Here is a 19176-nt window from a genome sequence, read left to right on the forward strand (position 1 = left end):
CAACATCACGAAACCGCAGGCGGCGCTTCGCTTGAATGTGATTTTGCATTTCCGCCCATCTGCCTATTTTGCAGCCATGACCCGATATTTGCTTGCCCTTCTTCTGCTGCCCCTGCCCGTCACCGCGCAACCTGTGACTCAGGCCGATGTGTTACAGGCCGAACTGCGCTCCGGTTGGCGCGCGGCGGATGGCAGCCATGTGGCGGCGCTGCATCTGCAACTGGCGCCAGAGTGGAAAACCTATTGGCGCGCGCCGGGCGATGCGGGCATCCCGCCGGAGTTTGACTGGACCGGATCGGAAAATCTGGGCCAGATCACCGTGCATTGGCCGCGCCCCGATGTGTTCGATTTTCAGGGGATGCAGACGATCGGCTACAAGCAGGATGTGGTGCTGCCGCTGACCGTGACGCCGCTGGACCCGTCGCGGCCGGTGATTCTTCGCACCTCTGTGTCAATGGGCGTGTGCAAGGACATCTGCATGCCCGCCAGCCTGACCCTGTCTGCCGATCTGGCCGATCAGGGCGCGCCCGATGCGCTGATTTCGGCGGCACTCGCGGATCAGCCGAAGGTCGGCCTTGCCGCCGGGCTGACCGCGATTTCCTGTGATCTGACGCCGCTCAAGGATGGCACCCGCGTCACCGCCCGCCTGATGCTGCCGACCGAGATCGGTGCCGAAACCGTGGTGATGGAGCCGGACGCGCCAGTCTGGGTATCGGACAGCATGGTCAGCCGCGACGGCGCGGTGCTGACCGCGATTGCCGATATGGTGCCCTCGCCCGGCACCGATTTCACGCTGGATCCGGCCAGCCTGCGCCTGACCGTGCTGGCGGGCGATCAGGCGATGGAGGTCACGGGCTGTCCGCTGCGCCAAGCGTCGCGCTGATCCGGGCGGCAAGCTGCCGCGCCACCGCATCCTTGCCCATGCGCGGCCAGTGCTCTGCCCCCTCGGCGGTGATCAGCGTCACCGCATTTTCGCTGCCGCCCATGATGCCGGTGGCCGGGCTGACATCATTCGCCACGATCCAGTCACAGCCTTTGCGGGCACGTTTCGCCGTGGCATGGGCCTCGACCTGTTCGGTTTCGGCGGCAAACCCCACCACCAGCGCCGGGCGCCCCACCGCCATCCGTGATACGGTTGCCAGAATGTCGGGGTTTTCGGCAAATGACAGCGCCGGGGCCTGACCGCTGCCATCCTTCTTCATCTTCTGCCCTGCCGCATTGGCCACCCGCCAATCGGCCACAGCGGCGGCAAACACCGCCACATCGGCGGGCAGCGCGGCCTGCACCGCCACCAGCATCTGTTGCGCCGTCTCCACCCGCACCACCGTCACGCCTGCGGGCGGCGGCACGCTGGCCGGGCCGGTCACAAAGGTGACATTGGCCCCCAGATCGCGCAAGGCGATGGCCAGCGCCGTGCCCTGCGCCCCGGAGGAGCGGTTGGCGATATAACGCACCGGGTCGATCGGTTCATGCGTCGGGCCAGAGGTCACCAGCACATGCCGCCCGGCCAGCGGCCCCTGCGTCAGTGCCCCCTGCACCGCCGCCACGATCTCCAGCGGTTCGGCCATGCGGCCCGGACCGAATTCGCCGCAGGCCATATCGCCGTCATTGGGGCCGACAAACAGCACGTCATCGGCGCGCAGTTGGGCAAGGTTGCGTTGTGTCGCGGCATGGGTCCACATGCGCACATTCATCGCCGGGGCGACCAGAACGCGGGTGTCGGTCGCCAGCAACAGGGTCGAGGCCAGATCATCCGCCCGCCCCTGCGCCATCTTTGCCAGAAGATCCGCCGTCGCCGGGGCCACCACGATCAGATCCGCCACCCGGCTGAGCTGGATATGGCCCATTTCGGCCTCGGCGGTCAGATCGAACAGATCGGAATGCACCGTCTCACCGGCCAGTGCGGCCACCGACAACGGAGTGACAAATTCCGCAGCCGCCCGCGTCATCACCGGCGTCACCGAAGCGCCGCGTTCGCGCAGCCGACGGATCAGATCAAGCGCCTTGTAGGCGGCAATGCCACCACCGATGATCAACAGAATACGCTTGCCCGCCAGCATGACACCCTCTTTGCAACCTGTCACAGGTGTAAGGGCCGGACTGCGGCAACGCAACGCCCCGCCCGCATTGCGGCGGGGGCGTTACAGGAAGTGCCGCACCTCGGGGGCCTGGGTTTCCAGATTGCGGCGCAGTTTGGTAAAGGCCGCGGCCTCCAGCTGTCGCACGCGTTCTTTCGACAGGCCAAGCTCGGTGCCCAGGCTTTCCAGTGTGCGCCCCTCGCCGCGCAGTTTGCGTTCGGTCACGATATAGCGTTCGCGCGGGTTCAGCCCGGCCATCGCCTGCACCAGCCAGCCGCGCAATTGCGCACCGTCATGGCTGCCCTCGACCTGTTCCGCCGCCTGTGGTCCATCATCCTCCAGCGCGTCGATCCATTCGCGGCCCTCATCTTCGGAGGATTGCGTGGCATTGAGCGAAAAGTCAGAGCCGGACAGCCGCCCCTCCATCATCTCCACATCCGCCAGCGGCACGCCCACTTCGGTGGCAATGCGGGCGCGCAGCTGGTGCTGGTCCAGCCGCTCTCCCGCCGCCTCAGCCTCGCGCTCCAGCTTGGCCTGCACCCGGCGCATGTTGAAAAACAGCGCCTTCTGGCTGCTGGTCGATCCGGTCCGCACCATCGACCAGTTGCGCATCACATAGTCCTGGATGCTCGCCTTGATCCACCACACCGCATAGGTCGAAAAGCGCACACCGCGATCCGGGTCGAACTTGTCGGCGGCCTTCATCAACCCCAGTGACGCTTCTTGGATCAGATCGTTCATCGGTGCGCCATAACGGCGGAACTTGGCCGCCATCGAAATCGCCAGCCGCATATAGGCGGTGATCAGGCGGTGCAGCGCCACCTCGTCGCGCTGGTCGCGCCAGGCATAGGCCAGCCGCGCCTCGGTTTCCGCATCCAGCAATTCTGCCTTCATCGCTTGGCGTGACATGCGTTGATCGTTATATCCATCGAGCGCCATGAGACTCCCCATCTGCCTGTTGGCCGTCTGTCAGTCGGTGCTGTTGATCGGAATACGAGGCAAAGCCGTGGCTGGATCACTGAAAAATACCGAACGGCCAAAAGCTGACTCTTTACCACAGGTTTCAGTGGTGATCGGCGGGGCGCGTTCGGGCAAATCACGATTTGCTGAGGGCCTGCTGCGCCAGACAGCCCGCCCGCGCAGCTATATTGCCACGGCACAGGCCTGGGATGACGAGATGCGCGCCCGGATTTCGGCGCATCAAAGCGACCGGGGCGCGGATTGGCACACGCTGGAAGCGCCGCATGATCTGTGCGGGGCCTTGGCGCAGATTCCGGCAGGCCATGTTGTGCTGCTGGATTGTGCGACGCTCTGGCTGACCAACCGGATGCTGGCCGAGGCCGATCTGGAGACGGAAAGCGCCGCAATGATCGCCGCGCTGCAAAGCTGCGCCGCCCCGGTGGTGGTGGTGACGAACGAACTCGGCTGGTCCATCGTGCCGGAAAACGCGCTGGCGCGGCGTTTCCGCGATGCGCAGGGGCGGCTCAACCAGCAGCTTGCGGCAGCGGCAGGGCTGGTGGTCACCGTCATCGCGGGCCTGCCCCTTGTGCTGAAGGGCCGTCTGCCATGACCCGGCTGTGGCTGGTGCGCCATGGCCCCACCCATGCGCGCGAGATGATCGGCTGGACCGACCGCGCCGCCGACCTGTCTGACCGCGCAAAGATCGCCCGGCTTGCCGCCGCCCTGCCCGGCGGGGCGCGGCTGGTGTCTTCGGATCTCAGCCGCGCGGTACAGACCGCCGACACCCTGCCGGGCCAGCGCCTGCCCCATGACGCCCGGCTGCGCGAAATCCATTTCGGGGCCTGGGAAGGGCGGCGCTTTGCCGAAGTCGAGGCCGATACCCCCGATCTGATCCGCGCCTTCTGGGAACAGGCGGGCGACGTGGCGGCCCCCGGTGGCGAAAGCTGGAACGCCATGGCCGCGCGGGTCTGTCAGGCCGTCGACGGGCTGTTGACGGGCGGCGACCTGATCATCGTGGCGCATTTCGGGCCGATCCTTGCCCTGCTGCAACGCGCGCAAGGCGTGGATGTGCAGACGGTTTTTGCCCAGAAGATCGAGCCTTTGTCCCTTACGCAGCTGCGCTTTGATGGCACATGGCAGGTTGGTCCGATCAATCACGATCCGTGATGGATGTCCCGACAAAACGCTGTTTTGCATTCCGGCGCCCGCCCGCTAGCCTGCGGTCAAAAGGAGTGTCCCATGACCTATGACCTTGTGATCGGTGACCGTGGCTATTCCAGCTGGAGCCTGCGCGGCTGGCTGCTGCTTGATGCCTTCGGTATCCCGGTGCGCACGATTTCGGCCCGGCTTTATACCGACGAATTGCCCAATCTTCTGAAAGACTTCCACCCGGCCAGAACCGCGCCAACCCTGCGCACCCCGGATGGCGTGGTGGTGCCCGAAAGCCTTGCCATTGCCGAGGAGCTCGCCTCGCGCCACCCCGAGGCCGAGATCTGGCCGACCGATCCGAAAGCCCGCGCGATTGCCCGTGTTCTGGCGGCAGAAATGCACGCAGGCTTTGGCGCGCTGCGCAGCTATTGCCCGATGAACCTGCGCGTCAGCTATACCGACTGCAGCCCGCCGCCCGAGGTTCTGGCCGATCTGGACCGGCTGCAAGTGATCTGGGATTGGGCGCGGGCGCAAACCGGGGCCGAGGGTGACTGGCTTTGCGGTGCCTATTCGGCGGCGGATGTGTTCTTTGCTCCGGTTGCGGCCCGGATTGCAGGCTACAACCTGCCGGTGGGGGCCGCCGCACAGGCCTATGTTGCCGCACATCTGGCGCACCCGTCCTTCCGGCGCTGGCGGGCGATGGGTCTGGTGGATGGTGCCGATCAGGAGTTTTACCGCCGCGACTATCCGCAACGCCCCTGGCCCGGCCCTGCCCCCTTGCCCGCCCGGGCCGTTGACGGCAGCGCCACAGAAAACGCCGCCTGCCCCTATTCCGGCAAACCCGTCACGCATGTGCTGGAACTGGCAGGCCGCCGCTTTGGCTTTTGCAACGCCTTTTGCCGCGACAAGACCGCGGCAGACCCCGAGGCCTGGCCGAAATTCCGCGCGCTTTTGGCGTAAGCCTTTACCAATCATAAACCATTCCCCTGCTACCCCGTTAACAATGATAAACGGGGGCGGGGATGGTCGCGCGGGCCTATACGGTGGCGTTTGAAGGGATCGAGGCCCGTCTGGTCGAGGTGCAATGCGCCGTCGCGGCGGGCCTTCCGGCCTTTGCCGTTGTGGGCCTGCCCGACAAGGCGGTGTCCGAGGCGAAAGAGCGGGTGCGCGCGGCGCTTGCCGCCATGTCGATCGCCCTGCCCTCCAAACGTATCACGGTGAATCTTTCCCCTGCGGATCTGCCGAAAGAGGGATCCCATTTCGATCTGCCGATCGCGCTGGCCTTGCTGGCGGCCTTGGAGATTATCCCGAAAGACGAGGTGGAGGCGACGGTGGCCCTGGGCGAGCTGTCGCTTGACGGGCGGCTGATGCCGGTCATCGGCGCGCTGCCCGCCGCGATGGCCGCCGCCGAGGCGGACCGGGCGCTGCTCTGCCCCAAGGCCTGCGGGGCCGAAGCGGCCTGGGTCGGGGCCACGCAGGTGCTGGCCGCCGCCTCGCTGGATCAGGTGGTGCGCCACTACACCGGGCAGGCCCCGATCACCCCCGCCGAGGCGGGCGAAGTGACCCGCGCGCGCCTGACCAAAGACCTGCGCGAGGTGAAGGGGCAGGAACGGGCAAAACGCGCGTTGGAGATTGCCGCTGCTGGCAGGCACCATCTGTTCCTGGTGGGCACGCCCGGTTCGGGCAAATCCATGCTGGCGGCGCGGCTGCCCGGCATCCTGCCGCCGCTTTCGGCGGCAGAAGCTCTTGAAACCTCGATGATCCATTCGCTCGCGGGTCTGCTGTCCGAAGGCGGCATCTCACGCGACAGGCCCTTCCGCGAACCGCATCACACCGCCTCGATGGCGGCGATTGTCGGGGGCGGTCGCGGCGCGAAACCGGGCGAGATCAGCCTGGCCCATCATGGCGTGCTGTTTATGGATGAATTCCCAGAATTTCCCCGCGCCGTGCTGGAAACCCTGCGCCAACCGATTGAAACCGGCGATGTGGTGGTGGCGCGTGCCAATGCGCATGTGCGCTATCCTTGCCGGTTTTTGCTGGTGGCAGCCGCAAACCCCTGCAAATGCGGCTATATGACCGATCCGGCCCGCGCCTGCGCCAAGGTGCCCATCTGTGGCGAGGATTATCTCAGCCGGATTTCCGGCCCGCTGATGGACAGGTTCGACCTGCGGGTGGATGTGCCGCCCGTTGCCTATACCGACCTCGATCTCCCGCCCTCCGGCGACAGGTCGGCCACGGTGGCGGCGCGGGTGATCGCGGCCCGCGCGGTGCAGACGCAGCGCTTTGCCGCCCATCCCGGCCTGCGGGTGAATGCCGATGCTGAAGGCGCCATTCTGGACGAGATCGCCAGCCCCGATGCCGAAGGGCGCGCGCTGATTTCCCGCGTGGCCGACCGCTTTGGCCTGTCGGCGCGCGGCTATCACCGGGTCTTGCGGGTGGCCCGCACCATCGCCGATCTGGCCGGATCCGCCGAGGTGCGCAGCCCGCATATTGCCGAAGCGGTCAGCTTCCGTATCAACCTGGGCCAGCGCGCCTAGGCGCGCTTGGCTTCGATCACCTCCCAGATCCGGGCGGCAGTATTGGTGCCGTCAAACCGCTCCAGCTCCTGAATCCCGGTGGGCGAGGTGACGTTGATCTCGGTCAGGTAATCACCGATCACATCAATGCCGACAAAGATCTGGCCCTTTTCCTTCAGGACAGGCCCGATGGTGGCACAGATCTCCAGATCGCGCTCGGTCAGCCCGATCTTTTCTGGCCGCCCGCCCACATGCATGTTGGACCGGGTCTCACCCGCCTGTGGCACGCGATTGATCGCGCCGACCGCTTCACCATCCACCAGAATCACCCGCTTGTCGCCCTTGGCCACATCCGGCAGGAATTTCTGCACAATCAGCGGCTCACGGCTCATCGAGGTGAACAGCTCATGCAGAGATGACAGGTTGCGGTCATTCGGATCCAGCCGGAACACCCCAGCCCCCCCATTGCCATAGAGCGGCTTGAGGATGATGTCGCCATGCCGCGCCTTGAAGTCGCGGATGGTCTGCAAATCGCGCGCAATCGCCGTGGGCGGAATCAGCTGCGGGAAGCGCAGCACCAACAGCTTTTCAGGGCTGTTGCGCACCCAGAACGGATCATTCACCACCAGAACCTTCGGGTGAATCATCTCCAGAAGATGCGTCGTGGTGATATACCCCATGTCGAAGGGCGGATCCTGACGCAACCAGATCACATCGAAATCACCCAGATCCACCTCGACCTCGGCACCATAGCTGACGTGATTGCCCTGCTCGCGCCGCACTTCGATGGGCCAGCCCCGCGCAATCACCCGCCCTTCGACGAAGGCCAGACGGTCGGGTGTGTAAAAGAACAGCTCATGCCCCCGCGCCTGCGCTTCAAGCGCAATGCGGAACGTGCTGTCGGCATTGATATTCACGGCCCCGATCGGGTCCATCTGCAAGGCAACCTTGAGGCGCATCGGAAATCCTCCTGCTATGCTCCCTCAATGCCCGAGCCTCCCGTCCGATGCAATCAGGCGGCAAAGGCGTTTTCAAGAATCTCGATCCGGCCCTGCTCATCGACCAGCGCCACATCGAAGCGCGACGGGGTCAATTGCCCCAACGGCTCCCCGGCAAGGAACTCGGCTGCGGCGTGATAGATGCGGGCCATCTGCCGCACCGTCAGATGCTCAGCGGCCTGCGCATGGCTGCGGCTTTGCTTCACTTCGATGAAGATCACATCCGCCCCGTCCCGCGCGATCAGATCAATTTCCCCGGATTGGCCGCGCCAGCGCCGGGCCGCAATGCTGCGCCCGCCCCCTTCATAAGCACGTGCCACGGCGGCTTCGGCGGCACAGCCGGCGTGATATGCAACCGCTCCCTTGATCTTGCGCATCATTCCTCCGACAGGCGCAGGGCCCGTTGATATACATCCCGCTTCGGCAGGCCGAAGGATTCGGCCACCATCGTTGCCGCATCCTTGACCCGGTTGTCGACCAGCGCCCGGCGCAGCGCTGCATCCAGATCCACCACACTTGCCACCACATCGGGAGCCCGATCCAGCAGCACGACAATCTCACCCTTCACCTCGCGTTCCGCGAAGGCCGCCTGAAGTTCCGCCAGCGTGCCGCGCGTGGTTTCTTCGAATCGTTTGGTCAGTTCCCGGCACACCACCGCTTTGCGTTCTGCTCCGAAGCTTGCCACCAGATCCCCTAATAATTTCTGAAGACGTTTGGGCGATTCATACAGGATCACCGTCGCGCTCATCGGTGCCAGATCCTGCAGGAAGCGCAGCCGGGCGGCGGCGGTGGCCGGGGCAAACCCGGCAAACAGGAAGCGGTCGCTCGGCAAGCCCGAGACGGTCAGTGCCGCCAGCACCGCCGAGGGGCCGGGGGCGGCCAGCACAGTATGCCCCGCCTCGATGGCCGCGCGGCCCAGCTGAAACCCCGGATCGGCCACCAGCGGCGTTCCCGCCTCCGAGGCATAGGCGACGGATTTGCCCTCTGCCAGCGCCGCCAGCAGCTTGGGCCGCGCCGTCTCGCCATTATGGTCATGATAGGCGATCAGCGGCCGCCCTCCGAGGGCGACGCCGTGAATTTCCATCAGATGCCGCAGGGTGCGGGTGTCTTCGGCGGCCAGCACATCGGCGCTGGCCAGAATATCGAGGGCGCGCAAGGTGATATCGCGCGCGGCGCCGATCGGCGTTGCGATGAAATGCAGGCCCGGTGGCACCTGCCCCCTCTGCGGCTTGGTTTCGCTCATGGGCTGGTCCGCTCCTGCACGCAAGTTTACTTCCCGGACGCCGCGCCCTATTCTGCGGGCAGATTTCTGCGCCCCGGTCTGCTGCGCCCCTGAGAAAGAGGAAGCCTGTATGTTGTCTGTTTTCGATCTGGCCCGCAAGTCACTGGCGCGCGCCGCGGCCGTGCTGGCCACCGTGGCGCTGAGCGCCTGTGTGCCCTCCGCCGGTCCGGGCGGCGGCTCCGGCCCCAAGATCGACCCCGGTGCCCCGGTGCCGGTGGCGCTGCTGGTGCCCTCGGGATCGGGGCAGGCAAGTGACGAATTGCTGGCGCGCAGTCTGCAGAATGCTGCGCGGCTGGCGATTTCCGATCTGGGCAATGTGAAGATCGACCTGCGCGTCTATCCGACCGCTGGCCAGCCTGCGCAGGCCGGGGCGATGGCGACCAAGGCGGTGGATGAAGGCGCCAAGATCATCCTCGGCCCGGTCTATGCGCAAGAAGCCAATGCGGCCGGTCTGGCCGTGGCCGGGCGGGGCATCAATGTGCTGTCCTTCTCGAACAACACCGACATTGCGGGCGGCAATGTCTTTGTTCTGGGACCGACGTTCCAGAATACCGGCGACCGGCTGGGCCGCTATGCGGTGCGGGCCGGCAAATCGCGCGTGATGATCGTGCATGACCAGAACCTTGGCGGCGAGGCCGGGCGCAATGCGATTCAGCGCGGCGTGTCGGCGGCAGGCGGCCAGGTAGTGGGCATCCAGTCCTACGAGTTTTCACAGAATGGCATCGTTGCCGCCGTGCCGGCGATTGCCGCCGCCGCGCGCAACACCAATGCGCAAGCCGTGTTCCTGACCGCCGATACCGCAGGTGCCCTGCCGCTGGTCACCCAGTTGTTGCGTGACAATGGTGTCAGCCCCCCCAACACCGCCTTCATCGGCCTGACCCGCTGGGATATTCCTTCGGCCACCCTTGGCCTGCCCGGCGTGCAGGGCGGCTGGTTCGCGATGCCCGATCCCGCGCTTTATAACCAGTTCCAGTCGCGCTATCAGGCCGCGTTCGGCGAGCCGCCGCTGCCGATCTCTGGTCTGGCCTATGATGGCATTGCGGCCATCGGCGCGCTGGTCAAACAGGGCAAGAGCAATGCCCTGTCCACCTCGGGTCTGACGCAGGGCTCCGGCTTCGTCGGCGTCGGCGGCATCTTCCGGCTGCGCCCCGATGGCACAAACGAACGTGGCTTGGCCGTCGCCTCGATCCAGAACAACCAGCTTGTCGTGCTGGATCCGGCACCGCGCAGCTTTTCCGGGGCAGGATCCTGACATTTGCACCGCGCGGCCATTTCCATGCAAGACATGCTGCTGCCGGGGGTCGAGATCATCGACCCCCGCGCCCTTTCCGCCGCCATCAGCGCCGATCTGACGACAGAGCCTGATCCGCGGGCCGCCCGAGCCCTGGTGGTGCGCCATCTGGCCGAGGCCAAGGCGGCAGGCAACGCCGCCCTCGCCGCCGCCTTTGCCGCCCGCCCGATGGAGGCCCGCGCGCTGACACGGGCGCAGAGCCATCTGACCGACGGGCTGGTGAGCGTGGCCTTCGATCTGGCGCGCAATCATTTCCATCCGGCCCATAATCCGACCGAATCCGAACGGCTGACCGTTCTGGCCGTTGGTGGCTATGGCCGCGCCGAAATGGCACCCCATTCCGATGTCGACCTGCTGTTCCTGACCCCGTGGAAGATCACCCCCTGGGCGGAAAGCGTGATCGAATCAATGCTTTACATGCTGTGGGATCTGAAGCTGAAGGTCGGCCATTCGTCGCGCACCGTCCGCGATTGCCTGCGGCTGGCGCGCGACGATATCACCATCCGCACCGCCCTGCTGGAGCATCGGTATATCACCGGCGATGCCGCTTTGGCGCGCGAGCTGGATGACGCGCTCTGGTCGGATCTGTTCCGCAATTCGGGGCCGGAATTCATCGAGGCCAAGCTGGCCGAACGCGCCGAACGGCACAAACGCCAGGGCGGGCAGCGCTATGTGCTGGAGCCGAACATCAAGGAAGGTAAAGGCGGGCTGCGCGATCTGCAAACCCTGTATTGGATCGGCAAATATCTGCACCGGGTGCCGGATGCCGCCGGTCTGGTGGCGGCAGGGCTGCTGACACAGGAGGAATATGCCACTTTCAACCGCGCCGAAAACTTTCTCTGGGCCGTGCGCAGCCATCTGCATTACATCGGCAAACGCGCCGTCGATCAGCTGACCTTCGACATGCAGGTCGAGGTGGCCGCCCGCATGGGCTATGCCGACAGTGGCGGCAGGCGCGCGGTCGAGGTGTTCATGCAGGATTACTTTCGCCACGCCACCCGCGTGGGAGAGCTGACCCGCGTGTTCCTGACCCAGCTTGAAGCGCGCCACGCCAAACCCGAAGCCGCAATCATCGGCCTGTTCCGCCGCCGCAAGAAGGTGCGCGCCGGGTTCAAGCTGGTTCAGGGCCGGATTGACGCGCTCGACCCGAAACGGTTTCTGGCCGACAAGCTGAACATGCTGCGCGTGTTCGAAGAGGCACTGCGCACGGGCTATCTGCTGCATCCCAATGTGATGCGCCTGATTGCCGCCAACCTGCATCTGATCGACGACGAGATGCGCGACGATCCCGAAGCCAAGCAGATCTTCCTGGATCTGCTGCTGAAACACGGCAATCCCGAACGCTCGCTGCGTCGGATGAACGAGCTGGGCGTGCTGGGGGCCTTTATCCCGGAATTCGAGCCCATCGTCGCGATGATGCAGTTCAACGTCTATCACCACTACACGGTGGACGAGCATATCATCCAGTGCATCTCCACCCTCGCCCAGATCGAACGGGGCGAGCTGGTCGAGGAATTACCGCTGTCCTCGTCGATTCTGGATGCCGGGATCAGCCGCCGGGTGATCTATGTCGCGCTGCTGCTGCATGACATCGGCAAGGGCCGCCCCGAAGATCATTCGATCCTGGGCGCGCAGATCGCGCGGCGGGTCTGCCCGCGGCTGGGGCTGAATGACGAGGAATGTGAAACCGTCGAATGGTTGGTGCGCTATCACCTGCTGATGTCCGACATGGCGCAGAAGCGTGACATCGGCGATCCGCGCACGGTGCGCGATTTTGCCAAGGCGGTCAAAACCCGCAAGCGGCTGGATCTGCTGACGGTGCTGACGGTCTGTGACATTCGCGGCGTTGGCCCCGGCACCTGGAACAACTGGAAGGCCATGCTGCTGCGCCAGTTGCACCGCGACACCACCGAGGCGCTGGAAGGCGGTCTGGAAAACGTCAACCGCGAACGCCGGGCCGACGAGGCCAAACGCCAGCTGCGCGAGGCGCTGCCCGATTGGGACGCGCGCGAGGTGCGGGCCGAACTCGCCCGCCATTACCCGCCCTACTGGCAGGGCCTGCTGACCGAAACCCATCTGGTCTTTGCGCATCTGCTGCGCGATCTGCCCGATCACGAAATCCGCATCGACCTGCATCCCGATCCCGGCCGCGATGCCACCCGCGCTGCCTTTGCGCTGGAGGATCATCCGGGCATCTTTTCGCGGCTGGCGGGGGCGCTGGCGCTGGTCGGGGCGAATGTGGTCGATGCGCGCACCTATACCTCGAAGGATGGGTATGCGACGGCGGTGTTCTGGGTGCAGGACAGCGATGGCCACCCCTATGAGGTCGCCCGCCTGCCCCGGCTGCGCCAGATGATCGAAAAAACCCTGCGCGGCGAGGTTCTGCCGCGCGAGGCGCTGGCCGACCGCGACAAGGTGAAGAAGCGCGAACGCGAATTCCGCTTTCCGACCCATATCACCTTCGACAACGAAGGCTCTGAAATCTATACGATTGTCGAGGTGGATACGCGCGACAGGCCCGGCCTGCTGTATGATCTGACCCGCACGCTGGCGGCCAACAACATCTATATCGCCAGCGCCGTGATTGCGACTTTCGGGGCGCAGGTGGTGGATACCTTCTATGTGAAGGATATGTTCGGCTTGAAGCTGCATACGAAACCAAAGCAGGACGCCTTGGAAAAGAAGCTGCGTCAGGCGATTGCCGAAGGCGCGGAACGGGCGCAGGCATAGAGGCAGAGCAATGGGTATCCGGCTGGTAAAGAGCTTCCTCACCGTGGGCGGCTGGACGCTGGGCAGCCGCGTCGTGGGCTTTGTGCGCGACGTGATGATGGCGGCCTATCTGGGCGCGGGGCCGGTGGCCGAGGCGTTTCTGATCGCCTTTTCTCTGCCCAACATGTTCCGCCGCTTCTTTGCCGAAGGCGCCTTCAACATGGCCTTCGTGCCCATGTTCTCCAAGAAGCTGGAGGGAGGCGAGGATGCGACCGAATTTGCCCGCGATGCCTTCAACGGGCTGGCGGCAGTGCTGCTGGTGTTCACGCTGATCGGCACACTGGCGATGCCCTGGCTGGTCTGGGCGATGGCCTCGGGCTTTGTTGGCGATGCGCGCTTTGATCTGGCGGTGCTGTTCGGGCGGATCTCGTTTTCCTATATCCTGTTCATCAGTCTGGTCGCGCTGCTGTCGGGCGTGCTCAATGCCTTTGGCCGCTTTACCGAAGCCTCTTTCGTGCCGGTGCTGATGAACCTGATGTTCATCGCCGCCATGCTGATGGCCGACCGGGCCGGATGGGATATGGGGCTGACCCTGGCCTGGACGGTGCCTGCGACCGGCATCGCGCAACTGGCCTTCACCTGGTGGTCCGCTGACCGCGCCGGGGTGAAGATCCGCCCCCGGATGCCAAAACTGACGCCCGAGCTGAAACGCCTGGCCATCATCGCAGGCCCTGCCGTGCTGGCGGGCGGGGTGGTGCAGATCAATCTGCTGGTCGGGCGACAGGTGGCCAGTTTCACCGAAGGTGCCGTGGCATGGCTTTCCTATGCCGACCGGCTCTATCAGTTGCCGCTGGGCGTGGTGGGCATTGCCATCGGCACCGTGCTGCTGCCCGAATTATCGCGGCGGCTGCGCGCAGGCGATCTGGCGGGCGGGCAAAGCGCCTTCAACCGGGGTGCGGAATTTGCGCTGGCGCTGACCATCCCGGCGGCGGTGGCGCTGGTGGTGATTGCCATGCCGCTGACCCAGGTGCTGTTTCAGCGCGGCGAATTCGGTGCGGATGATACCGCCAATACCGCGCTGGCGCTGGCGGCCTATGGGCTGGGGCTGCCCGCCTTCGTGCTGCATAAGGTGTTGCAGCCGCTGTATTATGCGCGCGAAGACACCCGCAGCCCGTTCCGGTTTGCCCTGTGGTCGATGCTGGTGAATGTCGCCTTCGCCGTGGGCATGATGCCGGTCATCGGCTTTCTGGCCGCCGCCCTCGCCACCACCGTGTCGGGCTGGGTCATGGTCTGGCAACTGTGGTATGGCTCGCGCCGCATGGGCGAGGCGGCGCAGTTCGACGCCCGCTTCAAAAGCCGCCTGCCCCGGATCCTGCTGGCCGCTGCGGTGATGGGCGGGGTGCTCTGGGCCATGGCGGTGGCACTTGGCCCGGCGCTTGATGCCCGCGCCTGGCGCTGGCTGGCGCTGAGCGCGCTGGTCGGGGCCGGGATCGTCAGCTATTTCGGCGCAGGCGCGCTCATCGGCGCGTTCCGGCTGGGCGAGTTCAAGGCCGCGCTGCGCCGCAAGGCGTGAGGCGGGCGCTCAGCGCGTCCGCAGCCGCGCCAAGGCCCGCCCGATGCCACCGGGGCTGACCACGAAGCTGAGCAGAAAGCCGGTGGCAAATCCGGCAATATCGGCAACCCATTCGGTGCCGCCGCCAAACAGCAGCCCGAACAGCAATTGCGCGCCGAGCAGGAAGCCGATCATCGTGAAGGCGCGCCATTGGTTGTCGCCGCTGCCGGTCAGCCGCACCCAGAGCAGGAAGGTAAAGGCACCGATCAGCCCATAGGTCGCGGGATAGCCGCCGACCAGCGGAGCCTGCATCATCGGGATGGCCGAATAGACCAGCGCCGCCACGATGCCGGAGCCAAAGAACACCAGCGCCACCGCCCACCAGCGGAAGATCTCGCCCACCATCTTGCCCAGGGCCAGCAGGATCACCACCACGAACAGCGCATGGGTAAAGCTGCCATGCACAAACGGATAGGTGATCAGCCGCAGCATCGCCTCGGGCGGGTAGATGCCGTTTTCCACCATATAGCGCATCAGCTCGGGCGAGAACGCCATCCGCTCCATCGCATCCAGCCGCCAGCCGATCGCCGTGGGGCCGCCGACGACCCCGCGCGCGCCAAGGCTCACCACCACCTCAAGCGCTATGATCGGCAGGGCGATGGCCCAGACGATCCAGGGCAAAGGGTTCACGGGCGGGGCGTTCAGGTTGTCTCGCATGGCTGCCTCTGGTTTGGGGCCGCTTGATTGACGCCCCTTTGCGGCAAGGGTAAGCGAGTGGGGCTGGCTTTTCCAGCCTTACCCTTTCCAGACGGAGTTCCCCATGTCCGAGCCGGTCCAAACGCCTCAGACCTTCACCAAACGGATCTTTTCCGGCATCCAGCCCTCGGGTGGGCTGACGCTGGGCAATTATCTGGGCGCGCTGAAACGATTTGTCGAAAAGCAGGAGGATGGTATCGACACCATCTATTGCCTGGTCGACATGCACGCGATCACCGTCTGGCAAGACCCGGCCAAACTGCGCCATCAGACGCGCGAAATGGCGGCGGGTTTCATCGCGGCGGGCATTGATCCGGTGCGTTCCGTGCTGTTCAACCAGAGCCAGGTCAGCGCCCATGCCGAACTGGCCTGGATCCTGAACTGCGTCGCGCGCATGGGCTGGATGAGCCGGATGACCCAGTTCAAGGACAAGGCCGGCAAGAACAGCGAGAATGTCTCGCTCGGGCTTTATGCCTATCCCGCGCTGATGGCTGCCGATATTCTGGCCTACAAGGCCACGCATGTGCCGGTGGGCGAAGATCAGAAACAGCATCTGGAGCTGACCCGCGACATCGCGGCGAAGTTCAACAATGATTACGGCGTGACCTATTTCCCGATCACCGAGCCGGTGATCGAAGGGGCCGCCGCCCGGGTGATGAGCCTGCGTGACGGCACCAAGAAGATGTCGAAATCCGATCCCTCGGATGCCAGCCGCATCAACCTGACCGATGATGCCGACACCATCGCCAGCAAGATCCGCAAGGCCAAGACCGACCCCGAGCCGCTGCCCGACAGCATCGAGGGCCTGAAAGACCGCCCGGATGCCCGCAATCTGGTGAACATCTTCGCCGCGCTGTCGGACCGCACGGTCGAAAGTGTGATCACCGAATATGCCGGGGCGCAGTTCGGCACGTTCAAACCGGCGCTGGCGGAACTGGCCGTGTCGAAACTGTCTCCGATCACCACCGAGATGTCGCGTCTGATGCAGGATCCGGCCGAGATTGACCGCATCCTCGGGGCCGGGGCTGAACGGGCCAATACCATCGCGCGGCCCATCGTCGATCAGGTCTATGACATCGTGGGGATGATCCGCTCGCGGCAGGTCTGATGCTGCGCCGCCTGCGCCTGCTGGGGCTGATGACCCTGCTGCTGGCCTCGCTGGCGGCAACCTGGCAGGCGGCACGCGAGATCCATGACAACCCGGCGCTGCGCCCGATCATCGCGCGCAGCGCCGCAGAATACCGCGCCGCAACCGACCGCGCGCTGGCGCAGACCGCCACCACCGGCCACATGGCCGGGTTGCTGAGCGCCCGTCTGGCCGAAAGCCCACGCAACTGGCTGGCGCTGGATGCCCTGCTGTCGGTGGCCGCCGAGCGGGGCCTGCCGCTGCACCCCACCGTGATCGGGCGGATCGAGGCGGCGCGGGTCGCCGACACCAGCTATCTCGCCCTCGCCACCGAATGTGCGCAGTGTGTGGTGGATGCGGCCAGCTGTTCGCTCAACACCGCGCTGATCTGCAACGCCCCGGTCACGCTGTCGCCGGTGGGGGATGTGATCGGGCTGGGGCGGCAGGGCGTCAATTATCTGACCGGGACCGAGGTGGATGACCTTGATCTTGCGCTGTCGGCCATCGGGCTGGGGGCAACGGCGCTCGCGCTGGCCTCGGGTGGCAGTTCGGTGCCGTTGAAGCTCGGGGCTTCACTGCTGCGCCTGTCGCGCAAGATGGGGGTGATGACCCCGGCGCTTGCCCGCTCGCTGACCCATATGGGCGCTGCGGCCTTTGACCTGCGCGCCCTGCGCAGCGGCAAGATCAGCGATCTGCGCCATGTGCTGCGCGTCGATGCGTTCCGCCCGCTGGGCGCGATGGTGCAGGATCTGGCGACGGTGCAGACCCGTGTCGGCACCAAGGGCGCGCTGCATCTGCTGACCCATGTCGATGACGCCACCGATGCCCGCCGCCTTGCCCGCAGCGCCGAGGTGCTGGGCGCGAAAACCATTGGCCGGGCCGAGGTGTTGGGCAAGACTCGGCTGTTCCGGCTGGGGCTGCGCCTGTCGGATCTGACGCTGCATCTGTTTGCCGGGCTGGCCGGGCTGCTGGCCGCCGTCACCGCGCTGGCCGCCGGGCTGGCGCAATCGCTGGCACTGCGCATGGCGCGGGGCCTGTTGCGCTGACCGTCACGCGGCTGTTGCGCAGCGCCGCTTAACTGGCCGGGCGTGCTAAACGCGATTCGGGGCTGCCTGTCCCCCAGACATCCTGCGCGTGCCTTCTCCGCTTGCGCCCGTGGCCCCTGCCTTGCCTCCCGGATCGGTCCCCTCTCGGTCCGGGAGGTTTCTGACAGTTTCGCGCAGACCCTGTGCGGCGCTGCGCCTTATCGACGGCGGCCTTCCTGCGTATCTTTGCTGCAAAGGAAAGGACATCTCCCATGACCAATGCCGCTGCAAAACCCGTCTTGCCCGCCGAAACCCGGATCGGCCACGTTCACCTGAAAGTCTCGGATCTGGATCGCGCCATTGCGTTCTATTCCGGCGTTCTGGGGTTCGAGATCACCCAGCGCTATGGGCCGCAGGCCGCGTTTCTGAGCGCGGGTGGCTATCACCACCATATCGGGCTGAACACCTGGGAAAGCAAAGGCGGCAAGCCGCCCGCCCCCGGCACCACCGGCCTCTATCACACCGCCATCCTGTTTCCTGACCGGGCCAGCCTTGGCGCCGTGCTGAAACGGGTGATCGAAGCGGGCATCCCGCTGGACGGTGCCGCCGATCACGGCGTCAGCGAGGCGCTGTATCTGCGCGATCCCGATGGCAATGGCGTGGAGTTGTACCGCGACCGCCCCGAAGCGGAATGGCCCCGCGATGCGCAGGGCAATCTGGCCATGGTCAATGCGCCGGTGGATCTGCACGCGCTGCTGGCCGAAGCGGCCTGAGCGGGCAGAGGCGGGCGGGCCGGTGCGGGCCCGCCCGCTCTGGACCCTACCCCGGAGCTGTGGTTGAGTGCCCGGAACATCGGAGGGCAAAGCCATGGCATTCGGCAAGAATATCCGCACCTGGTTTGAAGGGCGCTGGCATGAAGGCGATGTGGCCGTCATGCGCGCGGCAGATCACGGCATCTGGCAGGGCACATCGGTCTTTGACGGCGCGCGCCTGTTCGATGGCCTGACCCCCGATCTCGATCTGCATTGCGCGCGGGTCAACCGTTCGGCCGAGGCGCTGATGATCACCCCGACGATGGACGCCGCCACCATGGTCGATATCGCGCGCGACGGGCTTGCCGCCTATGGCCCCGATCAGGCGGTCTATATCCGCCCGATGTATTGGGCCGTCGACGGCTCGGATCTGGGGGTTGCCCCGATGGAAAACTCCACCCGCTTTGCGCTCTGCCTGGAAGAGGTGCCGATGCCACCCGCCTCGGGGGCGACGACGCTGACCCGGACCCGTTTCCGCCGCCCGGTGCTGGAGGACAACGTCTGCAACGCCAAGGCGGGCTGCCTCTATCCCAACAACGCCCGGATGCTGGTCGAGGCGAAATCCAAGGGCTTTGGCAATGCGCTCGTTGCCGATGCGATGGGCAATGTGGCCGAAAGCGCCACGGCCAATGTGTTCATGGTCAAGGATGGCGTGGTGTTCACCCCCATCGCCAATGGTACCTTCCTGTCGGGCATCACCCGCGCCCGCCACATCGCCAATCTGCGCGCCGATGGCGTGGAGGTGCGCGAGGCCGTGCTGAGCTTTGACGATTTTCATGCGGCGGATGAGGTGTTCCTGTCGGGCAACTTTGCCAAGGTCACGTCGGTCAGTGCCTTTGACGACACCCGCTATGCCAGCCGCAAGATGACGGATCATGTGCGCAGCCTGTATATGGACTGGGCACATTCGGCCCGCTAAGCC

18 protein-coding genes are annotated in these 19176 nt (G+C 65.5%); 12 read left to right on the forward strand and 6 right to left on the reverse strand.

From position 1 onward, the window contains the following. The first annotated feature begins 88 nt into the window (after nt 1-88). Nucleotides 89-883, forward strand: a complete 795-nt coding sequence (locus tag KM031_RS03655) for a protein-disulfide reductase DsbD domain-containing protein (RefSeq protein ID WP_246566772.1) — start codon at nt 89-91, stop codon at nt 881-883. On the opposite strand, the gene coaBC is transcribed toward KM031_RS03655, so the two are convergent. Further along, nucleotides 849-2060, reverse strand: a complete 1212-nt coding sequence (gene coaBC, locus KM031_RS03660; protein ID WP_215503204.1) for a bifunctional phosphopantothenoylcysteine decarboxylase/phosphopantothenate--cysteine ligase CoaBC — start codon at nt 2058-2060, stop codon at nt 849-851. The two genes, KM031_RS03655 and coaBC, sit on opposite strands and share 35 nt — an antisense overlap. Nucleotides 2061-2141: 81 nt before the next feature. Then, nucleotides 2142-3017 (reverse strand): RNA polymerase factor sigma-32, encoded by an 876-nt coding sequence (locus KM031_RS03665; RefSeq protein ID WP_215503205.1) that lies wholly within the window; start codon nt 3015-3017, stop codon nt 2142-2144. 67 nt (nt 3018-3084) lie between these two features. On the opposite strand from KM031_RS03665, the gene cobU reads away from it, so the two are divergent. The 4 genes from cobU to KM031_RS03685 all read left to right on the forward strand — a co-directional run bounded on the left by cobU (nt 3085) and on the right by KM031_RS03685 (nt 6724). Then, on the forward strand, nt 3085-3648 hold the full coding sequence (cobU, locus tag KM031_RS03670; RefSeq protein WP_260692100.1) for a bifunctional adenosylcobinamide kinase/adenosylcobinamide-phosphate guanylyltransferase: 564 nt from the start codon (nt 3085-3087) through the stop codon (nt 3646-3648). Then, entirely contained in the window at nt 3645-4205 is a 561-nt protein-coding gene (locus KM031_RS03675; RefSeq protein WP_215503207.1) for a histidine phosphatase family protein, read from the forward strand. Before cobU ends, KM031_RS03675 begins: the two co-directional genes overlap by 4 nt. 72 nt (nt 4206-4277) lie before the next feature. After that, a complete protein-coding gene (locus KM031_RS03680) occupies nt 4278-5147 on the forward strand; it encodes a glutathione S-transferase (protein WP_215503208.1) in 870 nt (289 codons plus the stop codon). A gap of 62 nt (nt 5148-5209) precedes the next feature. After that, the gene (locus KM031_RS03685) at nt 5210-6724 is read left to right on the forward strand and encodes a YifB family Mg chelatase-like AAA ATPase (RefSeq protein WP_215503209.1); all 1515 of its coding nucleotides are present in this window, start codon (nt 5210-5212) and stop codon (nt 6722-6724) included. On the opposite strand, the gene gshB is transcribed toward KM031_RS03685, so the two are convergent. From gshB to rsmI, 3 genes are read right to left on the reverse strand one after another with little or no spacing between them, the layout of a single operon-like run. Beyond that, entirely contained in the window at nt 6721-7662 is a 942-nt protein-coding gene (gene gshB, locus KM031_RS03690; RefSeq protein WP_215503210.1) for a glutathione synthase, read from the reverse strand. The two genes, KM031_RS03685 and gshB, sit on opposite strands and share 4 nt — an antisense overlap. A gap of 53 nt (nt 7663-7715) precedes the next feature. Beyond that, the gene (locus KM031_RS03695; RefSeq protein WP_215503923.1) at nt 7716-8069 is read right to left on the reverse strand and encodes a YraN family protein; all 354 of its coding nucleotides are present in this window, start codon (nt 8067-8069) and stop codon (nt 7716-7718) included. Between the two features lie 8 nt (nt 8070-8077). Next, nucleotides 8078-8944, reverse strand: a complete 867-nt coding sequence (rsmI, locus tag KM031_RS03700; RefSeq protein WP_215503211.1) for a 16S rRNA (cytidine(1402)-2'-O)-methyltransferase — start codon at nt 8942-8944, stop codon at nt 8078-8080. 109 nt (nt 8945-9053) lie between these two features. On the opposite strand from rsmI, the gene KM031_RS03705 reads away from it, so the two are divergent. The 3 genes from KM031_RS03705 to murJ are packed head-to-tail and all read left to right on the forward strand — an operon-like array spanning nt 9054 to nt 14556. Continuing rightward, on the forward strand, nt 9054-10235 hold the full coding sequence (locus KM031_RS03705) for a penicillin-binding protein activator (RefSeq protein ID WP_215503212.1): 1182 nt from the start codon (nt 9054-9056) through the stop codon (nt 10233-10235). 24 nt (nt 10236-10259) lie between these two features. Then, nucleotides 10260-13004: a [protein-PII] uridylyltransferase gene (locus tag KM031_RS03710; RefSeq protein ID WP_215503213.1), complete on the forward strand. Its 2745-nt coding sequence runs from the start codon at nt 10260-10262 to the stop codon at nt 13002-13004. A 10-nt stretch (nt 13005-13014) separates the two neighbouring features. After that, on the forward strand, nt 13015-14556 hold the full coding sequence (gene murJ / locus KM031_RS03715; RefSeq protein WP_215503214.1) for a murein biosynthesis integral membrane protein MurJ: 1542 nt from the start codon (nt 13015-13017) through the stop codon (nt 14554-14556). A gap of 9 nt (nt 14557-14565) precedes the next feature. On the opposite strand, the gene KM031_RS03720 is transcribed toward murJ, so the two are convergent. After that, a complete protein-coding gene (locus tag KM031_RS03720) occupies nt 14566-15252 on the reverse strand; it encodes a rhomboid family intramembrane serine protease (protein WP_215503215.1) in 687 nt (228 codons plus the stop codon). A 103-nt stretch (nt 15253-15355) separates the two neighbouring features. Here KM031_RS03720 and trpS point away from each other — a divergent pair, with 103 nt between their 5' ends. The 4 genes from trpS to KM031_RS03740 all read left to right on the forward strand — a co-directional run bounded on the left by trpS (nt 15356) and on the right by KM031_RS03740 (nt 19173). After that, a complete protein-coding gene (gene trpS / locus KM031_RS03725) occupies nt 15356-16399 on the forward strand; it encodes a tryptophan--tRNA ligase (RefSeq protein WP_215503216.1) in 1044 nt (347 codons plus the stop codon). Next, entirely contained in the window at nt 16399-17463 is a 1065-nt protein-coding gene (locus KM031_RS03730; protein WP_215503217.1) for a hypothetical protein, read from the forward strand. Before trpS ends, KM031_RS03730 begins: the two co-directional genes overlap by 1 nt. 251 nt (nt 17464-17714) lie before the next feature. Beyond that, nucleotides 17715-18215 carry a VOC family protein gene (locus KM031_RS03735; RefSeq protein ID WP_215503218.1) on the forward strand — a complete coding sequence of 167 codons (501 nt, stop codon included), beginning with the start codon at nt 17715-17717 and terminating at the stop codon, nt 18213-18215. 94 nt (nt 18216-18309) lie between these two features. Then, the gene (locus KM031_RS03740; RefSeq protein ID WP_215503219.1) at nt 18310-19173 is read left to right on the forward strand and encodes a branched-chain amino acid aminotransferase; all 864 of its coding nucleotides are present in this window, start codon (nt 18310-18312) and stop codon (nt 19171-19173) included. Nucleotides 19174-19176 lie beyond the last annotated feature (3 nt).

This window comes from Gemmobacter fulvus, from assembly GCF_018798885.1.
GTDB classification, from domain to species: domain Bacteria; phylum Pseudomonadota; class Alphaproteobacteria; order Rhodobacterales; family Rhodobacteraceae; genus Gemmobacter; species Gemmobacter fulvus.

Excerpts from the sequence above, each read along its gene's own strand:
- KM031_RS03685 (WP_215503209.1), top strand. The coding sequence starts at position 5,210 with ATGGTCGCGCGGGCCTATACGGTGGCGTTTGAAGGGATCGAGGCCCGT.
- coaBC (WP_215503204.1), bottom strand. The coding sequence starts at position 2,060 with ATGCTGGCGGGCAAGCGTATTCTGTTGATCATCGGTGGTGGCATTGCC.
- KM031_RS03680 (WP_215503208.1), top strand. The coding sequence starts at position 4,278 with ATGACCTATGACCTTGTGATCGGTGACCGTGGCTATTCCAGCTGGAGC.
- KM031_RS03710 (WP_215503213.1), top strand. The coding sequence starts at position 10,260 with ATGCAAGACATGCTGCTGCCGGGGGTCGAGATCATCGACCCCCGCGCC.
- KM031_RS03705 (WP_215503212.1), top strand. The coding sequence starts at position 9,054 with ATGTTGTCTGTTTTCGATCTGGCCCGCAAGTCACTGGCGCGCGCCGCG.
- gshB (WP_215503210.1), bottom strand. The coding sequence starts at position 7,662 with ATGCGCCTCAAGGTTGCCTTGCAGATGGACCCGATCGGGGCCGTGAAT.
- KM031_RS03665 (WP_215503205.1), bottom strand. The coding sequence starts at position 3,017 with ATGGCGCTCGATGGATATAACGATCAACGCATGTCACGCCAAGCGATG.
- KM031_RS03740 (WP_215503219.1), top strand. The coding sequence starts at position 18,310 with ATGGCATTCGGCAAGAATATCCGCACCTGGTTTGAAGGGCGCTGGCAT.
- KM031_RS03720 (WP_215503215.1), bottom strand. The coding sequence starts at position 15,252 with ATGCGAGACAACCTGAACGCCCCGCCCGTGAACCCTTTGCCCTGGATC.
- KM031_RS03675 (WP_215503207.1), top strand. The coding sequence starts at position 3,645 with ATGACCCGGCTGTGGCTGGTGCGCCATGGCCCCACCCATGCGCGCGAG.
- trpS (WP_215503216.1), top strand. The coding sequence starts at position 15,356 with ATGTCCGAGCCGGTCCAAACGCCTCAGACCTTCACCAAACGGATCTTT.
- rsmI (WP_215503211.1), bottom strand. The coding sequence starts at position 8,944 with ATGAGCGAAACCAAGCCGCAGAGGGGGCAGGTGCCACCGGGCCTGCAT.
- KM031_RS03730 (WP_215503217.1), top strand. The coding sequence starts at position 16,399 with ATGCTGCGCCGCCTGCGCCTGCTGGGGCTGATGACCCTGCTGCTGGCC.
- murJ (WP_215503214.1), top strand. The coding sequence starts at position 13,015 with ATGGGTATCCGGCTGGTAAAGAGCTTCCTCACCGTGGGCGGCTGGACG.
- KM031_RS03735 (WP_215503218.1), top strand. The coding sequence starts at position 17,715 with ATGACCAATGCCGCTGCAAAACCCGTCTTGCCCGCCGAAACCCGGATC.